Source organism: Cryobacterium sp. Hz9 (assembly GCF_004402825.1).
GTDB lineage: Bacteria > Actinomycetota > Actinomycetes > Actinomycetales > Microbacteriaceae > Cryobacterium > Cryobacterium gelidum.
Genome location: NZ_SOFC01000023.1, coordinates 456,926 through 473,177, shown reverse-complemented (window position 1 = coordinate 473,177; position 16,252 = coordinate 456,926). Strand labels below are relative to the sequence as shown.

Sequence of the window (16,252 nt, the reverse complement as noted above, 5' to 3'; positions counted from 1 at the left end):
CACTGACCAGGAACGAAAGAGCCCCGACACTTCTCGCCTGGGGGAGGTGAGAAATATGTCGGGGCCAATCGTTGGAGTGGGGGAACTCCGTGAGCAACGGTACGGGGTGCGGCCTGAGAAGAGGCTGAAAAAAGTAGAAAAATGTAGCCTACTCCCGCTGCGCGCGGATCGTATCCTGGTCGGTCGGTTTGTTATGGATTTGTTGCAATGCAAAGTCATCGATCGCTCCGGCGTCCCGGTCCTCGCCGCACCCGCCGATACGGTCGCCGGGCTGCTGGTGGAGATCAGTCACATCGGCCGCGACCCGCAGCGCGGCGGTTACGAGCGACCGGTTTTCTCCGCCGCTGAATTCGCCCTCCGCGACTGGTTTCTCGCCCATGCGACCAAACGCGGCCGACGAACGTGATCGCCTCGCAGGTGGACCTGTGGCTCGACGCACGGCATCCCGACGACGCCGAGGCCGGCGCACGTTCCCTGGCCCTGGTGCTGGCCGACCTTTTGATCCATGCGCGGGAGGAGACCCGCGAGCTGTGTGACCGCACCCGGCGTTGAACACCAGGACGCGGTGCCGCCCCGAGCATCGGGCCGGCGCCGTCTCGTGGGTCGATCGGTGCGGTCAGGCGGCCCGGTGTTTTGCAGTGCCCACCGCGTTCGCGGAGTGCGCCCACTCGAGCAGCTCGGCCTGCGCACGTCGGCGGCTCGCAGCAGTCTGTTTGGGGGGCACCGGAACGGTCATCCGGGAGCCGGGGCAATCCTTGGTGGAGTCGGCCAGAAAATGATATGTCACGAACCGGGTATCCGACGTGATCCATACCATTTGCTGGCATTCTGGGCACTCTGTCTGCAACATTTTCACGATTGTCCGTTCCATCGCCGACCCTGGTAACCGGTTCGATAGCTCCAATGTACTGGGGATAGACAGGTCGATGTCCTCCCCCTTCGTGGGGACAGCAGAAAACGCGAAACGGTGCTATTTTCCACAGGGCTAGCGACCGGCTGCGTACCCCTGGGCTCCACGCGGATTGGCCGCTGACTGCAGCAATCCGGTCTGCGGGTCGCGGGTGACGGCCGAGATGCGGCCGAGTGCCCAGCCTCCGGCTCGGGTGACGCGGTGGCCGCGCTGTTCCAGCTGTTCGATGACCGCCTCGCCCAGTCGGTCTTCGACCACCGCGCCGCCAGGCTCCCAGGTGCGGGGCCAGAACGAGCTCGGGAATGCGGTGCTGTGAAAGGCGGGCGCATCGATGGCCTGCTGCGGCGTGTAACCGCCGACGATCGTGCGCAGCAGGTAGAGCAGCTGCCATTGGTCCTGCTGGTCGCCGCCGGGGGAGCCCAGCGCCGTCACCGCCTGGCCGTCCTTCAGCACGAGGGTCGGGGTCAGGGTGGTGCGTGGGCGCATGCCGCCGGTCAGGGCCGAGGGCGCACCGGGCTCGAGCCAGGTCATCTGCAGGCGCGAACCGAGGCAGAAGCCCAGCTCGGGAATGGTCGGCGACGACTGCAACCAGCCGCCAGACGGCGTCGCTGCGACCATGTTGCCCCAGCGGTCGACGACGTCGATGTGGCAGGTGTCGCCGCGCATCTCACCGGTTGAGAGCACCTCGGGTTCTGCTGCGGCCCGAGTCGGTGCGGCGACCGTCGGCTCGCCGACACCGACGGATGCCCCGGCACCCTGCTCCGAAAGCGCCGCCGTGCTGTACTCGGTGCGCAGCACCGGATAGTAGGGCGCATGGTCGGGAACGATGCCCGGGCGAAACTCCTGCGAGGCCTGATCCGTGATGAGCGCCCGACGGGTGGCCGCGTAGTCGGCCGAGAGCAAGTAGTCCAGCGGCACGCTGGCGTCGCCGTAGTATGCCTCGCGGTCGGCGATCGCAAGCTTCTGGGCCTCGAGAATGGTGTGCGCGCCGAGAGCGGTCGACGGGTCGAGCCGCTCGTCATCGAAGCCATCGAGAATCATCAGGGTTTGCAACAGGGCAGGTCCCTGGCCCCAGGCACCGGTCTTGGCGATCGTGTGGCCACGAAACACAACGCTCGTGGCCTCTTCGATGCTCGCTTCGAAACCGGCCAGGTCGGCCAGGGTCATCACGCCGGCGTGGTCGGTACCGGAGGAGTGCCGGTGCGCCGAGCGCCCGAAGCGGACGATGGCGCGGGCCACGAACCCCTCCCGCCATTCCCACCGGGCCGCGTCGATGCGGCCCTCGCGGGTGACGGCGGCCGAGTCCGCGCTCGCCGCGAGCAGGCGCGCAAGGCTGGTCGCCCAGGCCTTATTGGTGACGAGGTCGCCGGCGTGGGGGAGGTGACCGTTCGGCATCCACTGCGCCGCGGAGGTCGGCCAGTGCTCGGTGAACAGCGCTGCGACCGAGCCGATCGTGGCGACGACCCGGCCGAGTATCGGATGTCCCTCGCGCGCGTACCCGAGGGCGAAGGCGAGCACCTCGGGCAGTTCCCAGGTGCCGTAGTCGCGGAGCAGCAGGAGCCAGGCGTCGACGGCGCCGGGAACGGCCGCGGCGAGTGCACCGGATCCTGGTACGAGGTCGAGTCCCTCTGACCGGTAGTGGTCGATGGTGGCGGCCTGCGGGGCTGGACCCTGCCCCATCAACACGCGCGGGGTATCCGGTTCACTCGCCGTGACGAACACGCCGGTCATATCGCCGCCCGGCCCGTTCAGGTGCGGTTCAACGACGTGCAAGACGAAGGCACCGGCGACGGCCGCGTCGAAGGCGTTGCCGTCTCGCTCGAGCACGGCCTGGGCGCACGCGGTGGCCAGCCAGTGCGTTGAGGCGGTCATGCCGAACGTTCCCTGCAGGGTTGGACGGGTGGTGAAGACGTTCGGAGCGGTATAGGTCACCCTTCTACCCTCGCACGAGTGCTGGAGGGGAAATGTTACGGCCTGACCCGGTACCGGGTCAGCATCCCCGCCGTGATGTGGTCGTTCACGTGGCAGTGGAACAGCCAGGTGCCCACGTCGTCAGGAACCATGTCGGCGATCATCATGCTGGCCGGCAGCAGGCTGACCACGTCGGTGCGCATACCGAGGGCAACGACCGTGTTGCCGTGCCAGTGCGGCGTGTGCAGGTCGACCTCGGTGCCCATGCCCATGAGATACCAGCGCACTCGCTGGTATCTCTTTACCGTCATCGAGGACAGCGGCTGGTTACCGAAGACATACCCATTGACGGTGTGCATGAGGTTGCTCTCACCGAACTCTTCGTTGGCCGGATCGACGCTCGCCGGGTCGGTCGTGAACCGGTCCATGTTTCGAGCCAGATACGGGCTCGCGATCTCGTCGCTGACCGTGAGCTGAACGAAGAGCTCGCGGTCGACGTCGATCGGCGTTCCGTCGGGCCGGGCGGAACCGGCGCGGGTGATCACCATCGGTCCGACCAGTCCGGCGTAGTCATCGGCCACCTCGTCGGTATGGGCGTGGTAGCCGAGTAGGCCCGACATCGCCAGAAAGAAGGCGATGGTCAGGACCGCCGCAACCACGACGACGCCGAGTGGCCAGTTGCGCAGACGGCGCACAGGCGCTCGATGACGTGGTCGGACGGATACTTCGATCTCAACCATCATGACTTCTCGTGCGGGCAGGGCGAGCACCGGCGGGCTGCGCTCAAGTACAGGTTCGGCATTACCCATACCTTGGAAAAATGCTGACGCGATGAGCGCATTCCGACGGCCGGAAACTCCGGATCAATAGCGTCGAGCGGGATCGAATCGTGCAATGATCAGGCGTACCAGTTCGCGCGCGACCCGTCACAGACCCCGCACGGTCTGATAGCGAGGCGCCGGTCCGACGACGTGGAGACGCACGATGAACTTTGATTGGGAATTCAACGGGCTGCCGCTGCACGTACTGATCGTGCATGCCGTCGTGATCGTGGTGCCGCTAGCCGCTCTGTGCGCGGTGCTCACCGCGTTCTGGCCGGCTGGTCGGCGCCGACTGGGCATTGTGACGCCGCTCGTGGCCCTCGCCGCACTGGTGCTGGTTCCACTGGCGGTGCAAGCGGGAGAGTGGCTGCAATCACGTCTGGTTAATGTCACCCTGCTGCTCGGTGCGCACACGTCGCTCGGTCGTACACTGCTGCCGTGGGCGATCGCGCTCTTTATCGTGGCCGCACTGCAGTGGACCTGGTATCGCTACATCGCGGCCCCGGGGGCCCGTTTCGCATCCGCTCTGCCGAGCCGCACGGGGCGCCTCACGGTCAACATCGCTCTGGACCTGGTCGTTCTGGTGACTGCCATCGGCTCGGTCATAACCGTCGCCCTCATCGGAGAATCGGGATCGCGGGCGGTCTGGACCGGCCTCTTCACCCCGTAAAATTCGGTACCGCGAGTACCGCGAGTACCGCGAGTACCGCGAGTACCGCGAGTACCGCGAGTACCGCGAGTACCGCCGGTGCCGCTCGGGGCATGCGGCACCGGCGAGATTCAGGCGCGGGGCCGGGGCGGCTGCGGCTTCTGGTAAGCAAATTCGCCGCCTACCCGGCCACCGAACGGGCGGCCATGGTCGGCGAACTCCTCTCGAAAGTAGCCCATCCGCCACGGACCCATTTCGAGGCGAGAGCCGGTGCGCAGAATCTGGCCGTTTCCGACAGCGCGTCCGTCATCAGCCGCCAGGGAGCTGGACCCCACTTCGCCGATCGGAAACAAACAGTACTCGTCGTTGTCATCGTGACGAATCTTGGCGTGCAGGGGTTCGAGCCCGGGTAGTTGCAGGTCGGCATCTGCGGAAGAGCCGATCGTCGTGGTGCCCGGTAATAGGTCGAATTCGCGGGGCATCTGCCCATTCCAATACTTTGACCCCACCACGAAGATGAGGCGCGGGCGCCCGCTTCCATGCGTGTAGTGCGTCGTCGTCACCCGCCGGCGGTTGCGCCGGATGAAGGTCGGTGCCAGCGGAAAAACCGTCGACGGGGGGAGTGGAATAGCCACCGGCATCCGGGCGTGCCCGCGCAGGCGCGCCTGCACGAGCGGGCCCAGGGCCGAGGGTGAACCAAGCACGATGTGGGGAGACCTGGTCACCAGGCGTTGCGGCACGGATGCATGCACATCGCCGAAGCGGGCGATCAGACCGATCGGTCCCGTGACAGAGACGGTCAGTTTTCGAGCCGCGAGCTCCGCAGCGATCGCTCGCAGCGGCTCCGTGTTGAGCGCTCGTCCCTGAACGAAGATTTCCGGGTTGCTCGTGTAGATGGTGACGTTGGATCCTTCAGCGGTGATCGTGCCTTGCATGGTGTCCGTTGCTCCCGCAGTATCCCCGGTCGAACCGGTTGAAGAGTCATCGGCTCCACCCAGCGGTTCCACCAGTGAGAACGCCAGATCGATGTGCAGGCGAACGGAAGACCCCGTGGTCGAGCTCACGACTAGCCGCGGGCGGGATCGGAGTCGACTGTTTTTTCTTCGCTCGTGGTCACCCGCAGGGTGCCGTTGAGCTTCCAAACGGCCCGCGGTGCATCGGGGCCGATATCGCGTGGGACCTCGACGACCATGTCAATGAAGCTGTAGTTGATGGCTGCACCCTTGCCGGTGAGATACGACCACATTTCCTGACCGAGATCGGCCCAGTCCTTGATGGTGTGCTCTTCGTCTCCGGCGTTCTTTTCGACGTTTCCCAGGTAAGTCTGTCGTTCGGTCACAGTAGAATCCTTCTCCGTCGCACGCAGGGTGGTAGCGGGGGTTTCAGGAAGATTCCCCCGATCAGATCGGCACCGAACTGAATACCGATCGATTTGCCCAGCATAGTTACGTGGTTGTGCGGGGTAAAGGCTTTTACCGAACTGCACGTTCCTATTCGGCGTCGAGGTCGGTCTCGAGAATTTTGACCAGGGACTCCAGAGCCTCGTCGGCACCCTCCCCTTCAGCCCGCAGCACGACGGTGTCACCGTTGGAGGCGCCGAGGCTCATGATCGAGAGAATACTCGAGGCGTCCATGGCATCGTCGGCCGGCTCGCCGGCCATGGCGATGGTGACCTCGAGCGGCAGCTCGCCGACGGCGGCGACAAAAATACCCGCCGGCCGAGCGTGCAGGCCGACGCGGCTGGCAATGACGGCGGTTCGTTCAGACATGGGATCCTCCAGGATCGGCGAGTGAAAAGTAGGGCTACAGGTGTGGGCGGTGAAGCGGGGAGTGACTGAGTCAGAGACCCAACTCAGTAAGTATGGGTAGTTTCTCGCGAACAATGCGACGGGCGTCCGTGGCCGAGTGCGCCGTCAGAGCCAGTGCGGCCAATCCCTGGGTCTCGGTGAGCGTCACGCTCGCGAGCACGGCGGCCACGGCGGAGAGGGCCCGCGCGGTCATCGACAGGGTCGAGACACCGAGTCCGACCAGCACGACCGCCAGGGCGGGGTCGGCCGCAGCCTCGCCACAGACCCCGACAGGCTTGTCGTGTCCCTCGTCACGGGACCCGGCCACGGTCAACCGAATCAACTGCAGCACGGCGGGCTGCCATGGCGTGTTGAGGGAGGCGAGCGGGCCGAGCTGGCGGTCGGCCGCCATAGCGTACTGGGTGAGATCGTTGGTGCCGAGACTCACGAAGTCGACGTGCCCAAGAATACTCGCCGCGGTCAAGGCGGCCGAGGGAACTTCGACCATGACACCGGGCGTCTGCAGCCCGGCGGCCTGGCAGAGGCCAGCGAAGTGCTCGGCCTCCTCGGCGGTGGAGATCATCGGGGCCATCACCCAGACCTCGGCTTCGGTTCCCTCAGCCGCCAGCGCGATGGCTGCAAGCTGACGCTCGAGCACCCCAGGAGAGGTTAAATCGGTGCGGTAACCGCGCACACCGAGCGCCGGGTTCGGCTCGGAGGCATCGGTCAGAAACGGCAACGGCTTGTCGGCGCCGGCGTCGAGGGTGCGCACGACAACTTTCTTGCCGGGAAAAGCATCGAACACGCCACGGTAGGCCTCGACCTGTTCCGCCAGCGACGGTTCGGTGTCGCGTTCCAAAAAACAGAATTCGGTACGCAGCAGGCCAACGCCCTCGGCGCCGGCCGCCGCGGCCTTGACCGCATCCTTCGCACCGCCCACGTTCGAGAGCAGCGGAACTAGATGGCCGTCCTTGAGCCGCCCGGTCCCGTCGAACACGGCGAGGGCGGCGGTCGTCGTCGCCCACCCATTCGCGAGGGCGACCTCGTCAGCGCCGGGGTCGACCAGAATGGTGCCGGCGGCCCCGTCGACGAAGACCAGGGTGCCATCGGCGAGGGCGTCGACCCCCACTGCGGCGACCACGGCCGGCAGCCCGAGGGCCCGGGCGATGATGGCCGTGTGCGATTGCGGTCCACCGCTCGAGGTGACCAGCGCGAGCACCTTCGCCGGGTCGAGGGTGGCGGTGTCGGCCGGCGCAAGGTCCTCGCCGACCAGAATGAACGGGGTGTCCGAATACGGAATTCCAGGGGCCGGAACGCCGCGCAGCTCGGCGACGATGCGCCCGCGCACATCAAGAACGTCGGTTGCTCGCTCGGCCATATAGCCGCCGAGGTTGTGCAGCATCTCGGCGACCGAGGCGGCGGCGTCCCAGATTGCTCGTTCCGCCGAGGCGCCGGTGGTGATGAGCTTGACGGCCGCTTTGATCAGCATCGGGTCGTTCGCCATCAGAGCCGTGGCCTCGAGCACCTCCCGGCCGGCGCCGGAGGCGCCGACCGAGCGAGTGGTGAGGTTGATCTGCACGGCTTTCGCAGCGGCACGCAAGGCAGTGGATGCTTCCTCCGGCGACGTTCCCTCGGCCAGACGCTCGCCCATGGCGGGTTCGCGCACGGCCTGGGGCATCAACAAAATGGAGCCGATGATGCGTCCGGGGCTGACTCCGACTCCAGCGAAGGTGCGGCCGGTTTCGGACTTGTCTGTACTGGCCTTGCCTGGGAGCGTCTGCACGATCGTCCTCATTCCTTTGATCCCCAGCGGGCGGCTGGCGTCACTGTACTGCGTGTCGTTCCGCGCGGGTATCTAGTGCTTGTCGGGTCACGCGTTCACGAGAACGGCTTCCGGGGCATCAACCGGGCGCTTCCGCACCGCGTAACGCTTGAGCCCGACGACCGCGAACGCCGATACAACAGTACCGATCACGATCGCGAGCAGGAACAGCAGGAAGTTGTCGATGGCGAAGAACACGAATACTCCACCGTGCGGCGCCTTGCTCGTGATATTCCAGGCCATCGACAGCCCGCCCGTGACGGCGGCGCCGAGCATGGCAGCCGGGATCACCCGGAACACGTCGGCGGCGGCGAACGGAATGGCGCCTTCGGAGATGAACGAGGCACCAAGCAGCCACGCCGCCTTGCCGTTTTCACGCTCGACCAGGCTGAACAGCTTCTTGTCGAGCACGGTGGCGAGGGCCATTGCCAGCGGCGGCACCATGCCGGCGGCCATGACCGCGGCCATGATCTGCCACGGCGCCTGGTTGGCCAGGCTTGCCGCGCCGAGGCCGGCGACGGCGAACGCGTAGGCGACCTTGTTCACCGGGCCACCGAGGTCGAAGGCCATCATGAGGCCCAGGATGACACCGAGAATCACAGCGGATGCCCCGGTCATGCCGTTCAGCCAGTCACCGAGACCCACGGTCAGCAGCGCGATGGGCCCGCCGAGAACGATGAACATCAAACCGGAGGCGACGATCGACGCGATGAGGGGAATGATTACGACGGGCATCAGGCTGCGCAGCCAACGCGGAACGTTGAGCTTGGCGAAGCTCGCGGCCACGACACCGGCGAGCAGGCCGCCGACGATACCGCCGAGGAATCCAGCACCCATGAAACCGGCGACGGAGCCGGCGACGAAGCCCGGTGCGATACCGGGACGGTCGGCGATGGCGAAGGAGATGTAGCCGGCCAGTGCAGGAACCAGGAAACCCATCGACAGGGCGCCGATCTTGAAGAAGACCGCCCCGAGATAGACACCCAACCCGCCGAGAACGTTCGCCCCGCCGTCCGGCAGATTGAAGAGGCTGTTGTTCAGCACGACCTTGTCGGCTACATCCGTGATCGCGTAGCCGCCGAGCAAAAAGCCGAGGGCGATGAGCAGGCCTCCGCCGGCGACGAAGGGAATCATGTAGCTGACACCGGTGAGCAGCGCGCGCTTGAGCTTCTGGCCCAGGTGCTCGCTCTTCTCCGTCGCATCATTCTGGTCAACGGTTCCACTGACCCGACGGGCATTCGGGTTGAGGGCAGCCGCGAGGGCCTCCTCGATCAACCGGCCGGGTTCGTCGATGCCGCGCTTGACCGGGGCGTTGATGACGGGCTTGCCAGCGAAGCGTTCCCGGCCGCGCACGTCAACATCGACGGCGAAGATCACAGCGTCGGCCGCAGCGATGACCGCGGGGTCGAGCGGGGTGAGGCCGGCCGACCCCTGCGTCTCCACATGGAGGTCGACTCCAACCGCTTTAGCCGCGGCAACCAGGGAGTCGGCGGCCATGTAGGTGTGCGCGATGCCGGTCGGGCAGGCGGTGACGGCGACGATTCGCTTCATGCCGGTCCGTGCCGGACCGGTGCCGGTATTGGCACTGTCACCGGCCGCGTGGGCGCCAGTGGCAACCGGTACGGGGGCAACGACGTTGTTGACGAGTTCGACGATCTGCTGCGTGTTCGATGCATCGCGCAGCGCAGCGGTGAAGTCCTTCTTCATGAGCGACCGGGCCAGCTTGGCCAAAATCTTCAGGTGCTCCTGGTCGGCACCGTCCGGTGCTGCAATAAGAAAGACGAGGTCGGCCGGGCCGTCTTTCGAGCCGAAATCGACCGGGGTCGACAGGCGCGCGAGCGCGAGCGTGGGCTCCAGCACGGCGGTGGAGCGGCAATGTGGGATAGCGAGGCCCCCCGGGATGCCGGTGGCGGTCTTCGCCTCGCGGGCGAGGGCATCCGCGTAGAGAGCCTCGATTTCCGTGGCCCGACCCGACGCGACGACGAGCTCGGCCAGGTGCCGAATGACGTCTTTCGGTTCGGAACCGAGATAGGTGTCCAGAGCGACAAGCTCCGGGGTAATCAGTGCACTCACTGGTCATCCTCCTTTGGATGTGTGGCCAGTACCGGCCGGAGGGCCGGTGCTGGGGCAAGGTCCGTCACGGTGACGGCGCCGGGGTTGGTTTGGTGCAGGGCGGGAACAGTGGAACCGGGTAGGGAGGCTGCGGCGGCGCCGTGGGCGGTGGCCTGGCGCAGGCAGGCGGGGGCACTCGCGCCCAGATTGCTTTGCAGCAGGTAGCCGGCCAGCGCGGAGTCGCCGGCGCCGACGGTGCTGACGGCACGCATCGGGGGAGTGGTAGCGAGCCAGCTGCCCTCGGCGGTGACGAGGACGGCACCCTTCGCTCCGAGGGTCGCGAGCACGGCACCGACACCGCCCGCGATGAGAACGCGAGCCGCGTCGACCACGAGGTCGGGGTTCGCTTCGAGCGTGTCGCCGTCAAAGAGTCCGCTGAGCTCGGCGAGTTCTTCGCCGTTGGGCTTGAGCAGATCGGGGTGGGCCAGCGCCGCGGCGGCGAGGGGACCGCCCGAGGAATCCACGGCGACCTTCGGTGCGTCGCTGCCGAGTCGGGAGCGCAGCTCACGAATGATCCGGGCATAGAAATCGTCGGGCACGCCGGGTGGAACCGACCCGGCCAGCACGAGCCAGCTCGCGCCGACCGACTGCTGAAGCACGAGGTCGACGAGGGCGTCCTGCTGGGTGAGGCTCAGCACCGGGCCGGGTTCGTTGAGCTTTGTCGTGGTGCCGTCGGGTTCGGTGATCGCGACATTGCTCCGCAGCGGCTGGCCGATCGGCAGGCCGAGGTGCGGGATCTGGTGGCTGGTCAGGGCGAGCAGCACCGGATCGTCGGCGTCGCCCGGCAGAATGGCAAGGCTTCCGATGCCGCTCGCTTCGAGGGCGCGGCAGATGTTGACGCCCTTGCCGCCGGGTTCGCCGTGGGCGGCGACCGCGCGCTGCACCTCGCCGCGCGCGAGCGGGCCGGCCAGCTCGATGGTGCGGTCGAGGCTCGGGTTGGGGGTCAGAGTGACGATCATGCGATCACCACGTCGACATCGGCCGTGGCGAGGGCGGCGGCAAGATCAGCGGATGGCGCAGCATCCGTTATCAGGGTATCGATCGCCGAGAGGGTGGCAAAGCACACCAGTGTTTCCTGGTCGAGCTTGCTGGCGTCGGCGAGCACGACGACCCGCCGGGCCGAGGTGACGATCGCCGACTTGACGGCCGCTTCGACCGAGTCCGGCGTACTGAGCCCGAAAGCGGCGCTGATGCCGTTGGCGCCGATGAAGGCGATGTCGGGTCGGAGCGCACCGAGCTGCGCGACAGTGCCGGCGCCGACGATGGCGCTGGTCAGTCCACGCACGCGACCGCCGAGAATGTGCAGCTGGATCGTCTCGTTGCGGGAGAGCATGCCGGCGATCGGCACCGCGTTGGTGATCACAAGCAGCTGGTCACCGGTGACGGTGGGGGTCCAGCCGGCCAGGCGGTCGGCGAGGCGCTCGGTGGTGCTTCCAGCGTCGAGCAGGATCGAACCGGTGCGGCTCGAGGGAATCATGCGCATGGCCGCGTCGGCAATGCGTGATTTTTCGTCGAGACGCTGCGTCTGGCGTTCGTCGAGGCTCGGTTCCGACAGGCTCAGGCGGTCGATGGCGACGGCTCCGCCGTGCACACGGCGCAACTGGCGGGCGGCTTCGAGGGTGTCGAGGTCGCGGCGTACGGTCTCGGCGGTGATGGCGAATCGTGTGGCCAGGTCGGCCACGGTGACTCGACCCTGGGTTACCACGAGTGCGGCGATCAAGAGTTGACGTTCTTCGGCGAACACGAATGCCTCCTCGACGGTGAGTGACATTGTCACAAAAAGTTGGATTCATTGACTTTAGCTGTGTTTATTTTTGTTTGTCAAGAAAAAAGAAGATAAACAAAGAATAAAGCTGAGCGGCCGGGCGCGAGCAGCGTTGCGCGGATGCGGCGGTCGGCCCGGTCGGTGGGTCCTGTCAGTGGGCCCCGGTAGCGTGATTGGCATGAAGATTCTGCACACCTCGGACTGGCACATCGGGCGCACCTTCCACACCCATTCCACGCTCGAGCACCTCGGTGTCGTGCTGGATGCGCTCGTGCTGGTGGTGCAAGAGCGTGGTGTCGACGTCGTGGCCGTGGCGGGCGACGTATTCGATTCCGCCATGCCCTCAAAAGAGAGTTACGCGCTGCTGACCCGCGTGTTGCGGCGGATCAAAGCGGCCGGGGCATCCGTCGTGATGACGAGCGGCAACCACGATTCGGCCACCCGGCTCGGCTTTCAGTCGGAGTGGGCTGCCCTGGCCGGAATTCACATCGTGACCCGGCCCGAGCAGTATCTCGACCCGATCACCATCACCGACGAACACGGTCCGGTGCATTTCTACGGCATTCCGTATCTGGAGCCCGTGCTCATTCGCCACCGGCACCCCGGCGTGCTGTTGAAAACCCACGAGCAGGTTCTCAACTTCGCCATGACCCGCATTCGCGACGATTTGGCCGCCCGCGGGGGCCGCAGCCTCGTGCTCTCCCACTGTTTTGCGGCCGGCGTCGCCCCGGCCACCGAGTCGAGCGATGTGGAGCGCGATATCACCGCTGGCGGGCTCGACGTCGTGCCGCTGAGCGTGTTCGACGGCTGCGACTACGTCGCGCTCGGCCATATCCACGGGCGGGCCACTCTCACCGAGCGAGTGCGTTACTCCGGAGCGCCTCTGCACTACTCCTTCTCCGAGGTCGGCAAGCCGCGCGGAGCCTGGCTCGTCGAACTGGACGCCGCGGGCCTGGGCGCGGTCGAGTGGGTCGACCTGCCCGTGCCACGCCGGCTCGCGGTGCTCACCGGCGAACTCGTCGACCTGCTCGCTGACGCGGCGTGCGCCGAGAACGAGAGTGACTGGGTGAAAGCCGTTCTCACCGACCAGGTGCGACCGCTCGAAGCCATGCGCTCGCTGCAAACCCGTTTTGCGCACGCGGTCGCGCTCGAACACCGCCCGGCGATTCGGGTTGATCCGGGCGACACCAGCTACTCCGAGCGCATCGGCGCGGCCACGAGTGACCCCGAGATCATCGCCGGATTTCTCGCGTTCGTGCGAAACGGGGTCGGGCCGACCGTTTTTGAGAGTGCACTCGTGGCCGAACTGTTGACCGAACAGTCCGCGCAGGCGGTCAACTCATGAAAATTCTGCGCTTACGACTCGCCGGGTTCGGCCCCTTCAAGAACGAGCAGATCGTCGACTTCGAACGATTCGACGCCGACGGCATCTTTCTCATCTCGGGCAAGACCGGTGCCGGCAAGTCGAGTCTTCTCGACGCAATCTGCTTCGCCCTGTACAACTCGGTGCCGCGCTTTGACAGCGGTGAGCTCAAGCTGCGCAGCGACCATTGCGAGCCTGGCGACCCCACCTTCGTCGAACTGGACTTCAGCGTCGACGAGGCCCGGTATCGGCTGCGACGCAGCCCCGCCTATGAGCGACCGAAAAAGAGCGGAACCGGCGTCACCACGGCCGCTCCCACCGCGGTCTTGCAGATGTGGGACGACGGCGACTGGCGTGGAATCGCGGCCAAGCTTGTAACCGTCGGGCACGAGCTCGATGCCATTCTGCCGCTCAAGGTCGATCAGTTTCTGCAGGTGATCCTGCTCGCGCAGAACCGGTTCCAACGGTTTCTGCTGGCAAAGACCGAGGAACGCCGTGCGGTTCTGCGCAGCCTGTTCAACACGAGTCGGTTTGACCAGCTCGAGGCCGCGCTGATCCTGCGCCGCAAGGGTCTTGGGGAACGGCTCGCGATGGGCCAGCGCGACCTCGACGAGAACCAGGCGGCGGCTGCGCTGCTGTTGCAGAGCGAGGGTTCACTTGGCGCCCCCACCGCGCAGTGGTTCACCACCGCCCAACACGACCTCGAGACCCAGCGCGACGCGGCGACCGTGCTGGTCACACGCAGCAACGACCACCTGGCTGCGGCCACGGGCCGGCACGAGTCTCTCGTGCATACCCATGAGCGTCAGCTGCGGCGATCCAGCGCGATGATCGAGCTGACCGCGCTGCAAGCCAGACACGTCGACATCACCCGAGATCGCGCCGACCTGCAGTCCGCAGAGCGCGCGGCCCGGGTGTGGCCGCAGATTCGTGCGCGCCGCGATGCTGCGCTCGCCTGTGAGGTGGCAGAGGCGGCACTGGCGACGGCGCGGGCCGAGCGCCGGAAGAATCGAACGGCAGCGCCTCTGGCCGAAGATGCCGGTACTGCCGGTACTGCCGGCCTGCATCCGTCCGGTAGCGGTAATGACCACCCGCAAGCTCTGCCGCCCGAATCGCTCGAGCAGATCCAATCGGTGATTGACCTGCTGCTCGGCCGCCTCGGCGCTCTCGACAACGCCGTGGCCGATGAGCGCGCCATCCCCGGGCTCGACGTCGAGATCGCTGACCTGCTCGCGACACAGCAGGGGCATTCTCGTGCGCTCGATGCGGCGCGGGCTGAGTTGGAGGCCCTGCCCGAGCAGATTGCCACGCTCACGGCCGAGCACTCGGCGACTCTGCTGCTGGCCGCGCGCCGTCATGACACGACGATCGCGCTGGAGAGCGCACTGCTGTCCCTTGAGGCCGCGCAGGCCGTCGACCAGCTCAGCGCCACCCTGCTCACCGCGCAGCAGGAGGAATTGACCGCGAGCGGCGACAACGCTGCTGCGGCCACGCACTACGAGGGCGTGCTCGCACGTCGTTTCTCGGGTTTTGCCGCCGAGCTGGCCACCCGGCTGGTCACCGGCGACGCCTGCGCGGTCTGTGGGTCGACCGCGCACCCGCAACCAGCACGTCTCGAGCAAGAGTCGGTCGGGCCGCACGATTTGGAGGCTGCCCGCACCGCCGTTGCTGACCGGCAAGGTCAACTCGTGATCGCCCAGAGCGTCGTGCAATCGGTCGACCTTCGCCTCGCCGAAGCCCGCGCCCTGACCCGTGGCGGCGAGGTGCGTGCCCTCAAGGCCGAGCACGACGCGGCAACCACAGCGCACGAGCTGGCTGGCCGGGCCGCCACGCGGCTGCCCGCGATGCACGCCCAACTCTCTGATTTGCATGCCGCCATGACCCGGGCGACCTCGAACCTTGAGTCGATTCGGGAAGGCCGCGACCGCGCCGTCACGGCGCATGCCGCCCGGGTCAGTCAGCGAACGACCGTCGTCGACCGACTCACCGAGCAGCGCGGCGAGTTCGAGAGTGTTCAGGGGCAGGTCGCGTACCTGCGCGCTCACCTGGTCATCGCACGAACCTTGGCGGCAGCGTTGGTGCTGGTCGATCAGCGCCGTGCGCACCGGGATGCCGCCGAGACACACCTGTTTGCGCAACTCGTTGACGAAGGCTTCCTAACTGCCGAAGCAGCGCAGGCCGCCAAGCTCGACCAGACCGAGACCGAGCGGCGTACGAATGCCCTGCGCGTGCACGATGACGCTCTGGCGGCGGCCCGCGCGACCCTCGCCCATCCCGACCTAGCCGACCTGCCCGACGAAACGGTCCTCCTCGAACCGTCCAGGCTCGCTGTCGTCGCCTCGAGCACGGCCCGCGACGCCGCGTTGACGACGCACGGTTCCCTGCTCGATCGCACGCGCGCCCTCGCGGCCATCGTGGGCCGAGCCGCCGCTGTGCTTGCGGTGTCTGGTGCGGTGCAATCCGATTACCAGCAGGTGCGCGAGTTGGCCGATGCTATGCACGGTGACGAACCCAATACCAAGCGGATGCGACTGGAGAACTATGTGCTGGCGGCCCAGCTCGAAGAAATAGTGGCGGCCGCCAACACGCGCCTGCGCACCATGACCAGTGACCGCTACTCCCTCGAGCACGACGATTCGCTCGCCTTCGGCGGGGCACGGTCGGGGCTGGGACTCGCCATTCGCGATGAATACACCGGTCGCGCCCGCGCGACCCACTCCCTCTCGGGCGGCGAAACGTTCCTCGCATCCCTTGCCCTCGCTCTCGGACTGGCCGAGGTCGTGACCGGGCAAGCCGGCGGCATCACGCTCGATACGCTGTTCGTCGACGAGGGCTTCGGCTCGCTCGACAGTGAAACCCTCGAGACGGCCATGAGTACACTCGACACCCTGCGCGCCGGCGGACGTACGATCGGCCTGATCAGCCACGTCGATTCCATGAAGGAACAGATTCCGGCGGCGCTGCGTATCACGGTCACCGACGCGGGCTACAGCCGAATCGAGGCTGACCAGCCGCCGAGTGACCCCGGTGGCGGCGGCCAGTCGTGAGGGGGTTGGCCGCAGGTCTTGCCGTTCCGCTGCGACCCTGTCACGATCGAGGCGTTGCTGCAACG

At 66.7% G+C, this 16,252-nt stretch carries 15 protein-coding genes; 4 read left to right on the top strand and 11 right to left on the bottom strand.

The features are described from left to right. Nucleotides 1-148 precede the first annotated feature (148 nt). Nucleotides 149-379, bottom strand: a complete 231-nt coding sequence (locus E3N85_RS17185; RefSeq protein ID WP_166783971.1) for a hypothetical protein — start codon at nt 377-379, stop codon at nt 149-151. A gap of 23 nt (nt 380-402) precedes the next feature. Here E3N85_RS17185 and E3N85_RS16395 point away from each other — a divergent pair, with 23 nt between their 5' ends. After that, nucleotides 403-552, top strand: coding sequence for a hypothetical protein (locus E3N85_RS16395; protein ID WP_166783970.1), 150 nt, complete (start codon nt 403-405; stop codon nt 550-552). 64 nt (nt 553-616) lie between these two features. Here E3N85_RS16395 and E3N85_RS16390 read toward each other — a convergent pair whose 3' ends face one another. The 3 genes from E3N85_RS16390 to E3N85_RS14635 all read right to left on the bottom strand — a co-directional run bounded on the left by E3N85_RS16390 (nt 617) and on the right by E3N85_RS14635 (nt 3,516). After that, complete coding sequence (locus E3N85_RS16390) at nt 617-787, bottom strand: hypothetical protein (RefSeq protein WP_166783969.1); 171 nt, start codon at nt 785-787, stop codon at nt 617-619. A 198-nt stretch (nt 788-985) separates the two neighbouring features. After that, on the bottom strand, nt 986-2,842 hold the full coding sequence (locus E3N85_RS14640) for a gamma-glutamyltransferase family protein (protein WP_134464362.1): 1,857 nt from the start codon (nt 2,840-2,842) through the stop codon (nt 986-988). A 35-nt stretch (nt 2,843-2,877) separates the two neighbouring features. Then, complete coding sequence (locus E3N85_RS14635; RefSeq protein WP_206751248.1) at nt 2,878-3,516, bottom strand: multicopper oxidase domain-containing protein; 639 nt, start codon at nt 3,514-3,516, stop codon at nt 2,878-2,880. Between the two features lie 289 nt (nt 3,517-3,805). Between E3N85_RS14635 and E3N85_RS14630 the strand changes: the two genes are divergently transcribed. Continuing rightward, nucleotides 3,806-4,312, top strand: coding sequence for a hypothetical protein (locus E3N85_RS14630; RefSeq protein WP_134464358.1), 507 nt, complete (start codon nt 3,806-3,808; stop codon nt 4,310-4,312). A 110-nt stretch (nt 4,313-4,422) separates the two neighbouring features. On the opposite strand, the gene E3N85_RS14620 is transcribed toward E3N85_RS14630, so the two are convergent. From E3N85_RS14620 to E3N85_RS14590, 7 genes are all read right to left on the bottom strand, one after another. After that, the gene (locus E3N85_RS14620) at nt 4,423-5,355 is read right to left on the bottom strand and encodes an FHA domain-containing protein (protein ID WP_134464356.1); all 933 of its coding nucleotides are present in this window, start codon (nt 5,353-5,355) and stop codon (nt 4,423-4,425) included. A 2-nt stretch (nt 5,356-5,357) separates the two neighbouring features. Beyond that, nucleotides 5,358-5,630 (bottom strand): hypothetical protein, encoded by a 273-nt coding sequence (locus E3N85_RS14615; RefSeq protein ID WP_370289349.1) that lies wholly within the window; start codon nt 5,628-5,630, stop codon nt 5,358-5,360. 151 nt (nt 5,631-5,781) lie between these two features. Then, nucleotides 5,782-6,060: an HPr family phosphocarrier protein gene (locus tag E3N85_RS14610; RefSeq protein WP_105035781.1), complete on the bottom strand. Its 279-nt coding sequence runs from the start codon at nt 6,058-6,060 to the stop codon at nt 5,782-5,784. A gap of 70 nt (nt 6,061-6,130) precedes the next feature. Further along, nucleotides 6,131-7,873, bottom strand: a complete 1,743-nt coding sequence (ptsP, locus tag E3N85_RS14605; RefSeq protein WP_134464354.1) for a phosphoenolpyruvate--protein phosphotransferase — start codon at nt 7,871-7,873, stop codon at nt 6,131-6,133. 75 nt (nt 7,874-7,948) lie between these two features. After that, nucleotides 7,949-9,973 carry a fructose-specific PTS transporter subunit EIIC gene (locus E3N85_RS14600; RefSeq protein ID WP_134464352.1) on the bottom strand — a complete coding sequence of 675 codons (2,025 nt, stop codon included), beginning with the start codon at nt 9,971-9,973 and terminating at the stop codon, nt 7,949-7,951. Next, on the bottom strand, nt 9,970-10,971 hold the full coding sequence (locus E3N85_RS14595; protein WP_134464350.1) for a 1-phosphofructokinase family hexose kinase: 1,002 nt from the start codon (nt 10,969-10,971) through the stop codon (nt 9,970-9,972). Before E3N85_RS14595 ends, E3N85_RS14600 begins: the two co-directional genes overlap by 4 nt. Next, nucleotides 10,968-11,756 (bottom strand): DeoR/GlpR family DNA-binding transcription regulator, encoded by a 789-nt coding sequence (locus E3N85_RS14590; RefSeq protein WP_134464590.1) that lies wholly within the window; start codon nt 11,754-11,756, stop codon nt 10,968-10,970. Before E3N85_RS14590 ends, E3N85_RS14595 begins: the two co-directional genes overlap by 4 nt. 199 nt (nt 11,757-11,955) lie before the next feature. Between E3N85_RS14590 and E3N85_RS14585 the strand changes: the two genes are divergently transcribed. Both E3N85_RS14585 and E3N85_RS14580 read left to right on the top strand, forming a co-directional pair. Next, on the top strand, nt 11,956-13,122 hold the full coding sequence (locus E3N85_RS14585; protein WP_134464348.1) for an exonuclease SbcCD subunit D: 1,167 nt from the start codon (nt 11,956-11,958) through the stop codon (nt 13,120-13,122). After that, complete coding sequence (locus tag E3N85_RS14580; RefSeq protein WP_134464346.1) at nt 13,119-16,187, top strand: AAA family ATPase; 3,069 nt, start codon at nt 13,119-13,121, stop codon at nt 16,185-16,187. Before E3N85_RS14585 ends, E3N85_RS14580 begins: the two co-directional genes overlap by 4 nt. Nucleotides 16,188-16,252: the final 65 nt, after the last annotated feature.

What these genes read in the sequence shown, in the direction of transcription:
- E3N85_RS17185 (WP_166783971.1), bottom strand. Translation starts at nt 379, where the DNA reads ATGGGCGAGAAACCAGTCGCGGAGGGCGAATTCAGCGGCGGAGAAAAC.
- E3N85_RS14630 (WP_134464358.1), top strand. Translation starts at nt 3,806, where the DNA reads ATGAACTTTGATTGGGAATTCAACGGGCTGCCGCTGCACGTACTGATC.
- E3N85_RS14610 (WP_105035781.1), bottom strand. Translation starts at nt 6,060, where the DNA reads ATGTCTGAACGAACCGCCGTCATTGCCAGCCGCGTCGGCCTGCACGCT.
- ptsP (WP_134464354.1), bottom strand. Translation starts at nt 7,873, where the DNA reads ATGAGGACGATCGTGCAGACGCTCCCAGGCAAGGCCAGTACAGACAAG.
- E3N85_RS14595 (WP_134464350.1), bottom strand. Translation starts at nt 10,971, where the DNA reads ATGATCGTCACTCTGACCCCCAACCCGAGCCTCGACCGCACCATCGAG.
- E3N85_RS14585 (WP_134464348.1), top strand. Translation starts at nt 11,956, where the DNA reads ATGAAGATTCTGCACACCTCGGACTGGCACATCGGGCGCACCTTCCAC.
- E3N85_RS14580 (WP_134464346.1), top strand. Translation starts at nt 13,119, where the DNA reads ATGAAAATTCTGCGCTTACGACTCGCCGGGTTCGGCCCCTTCAAGAAC.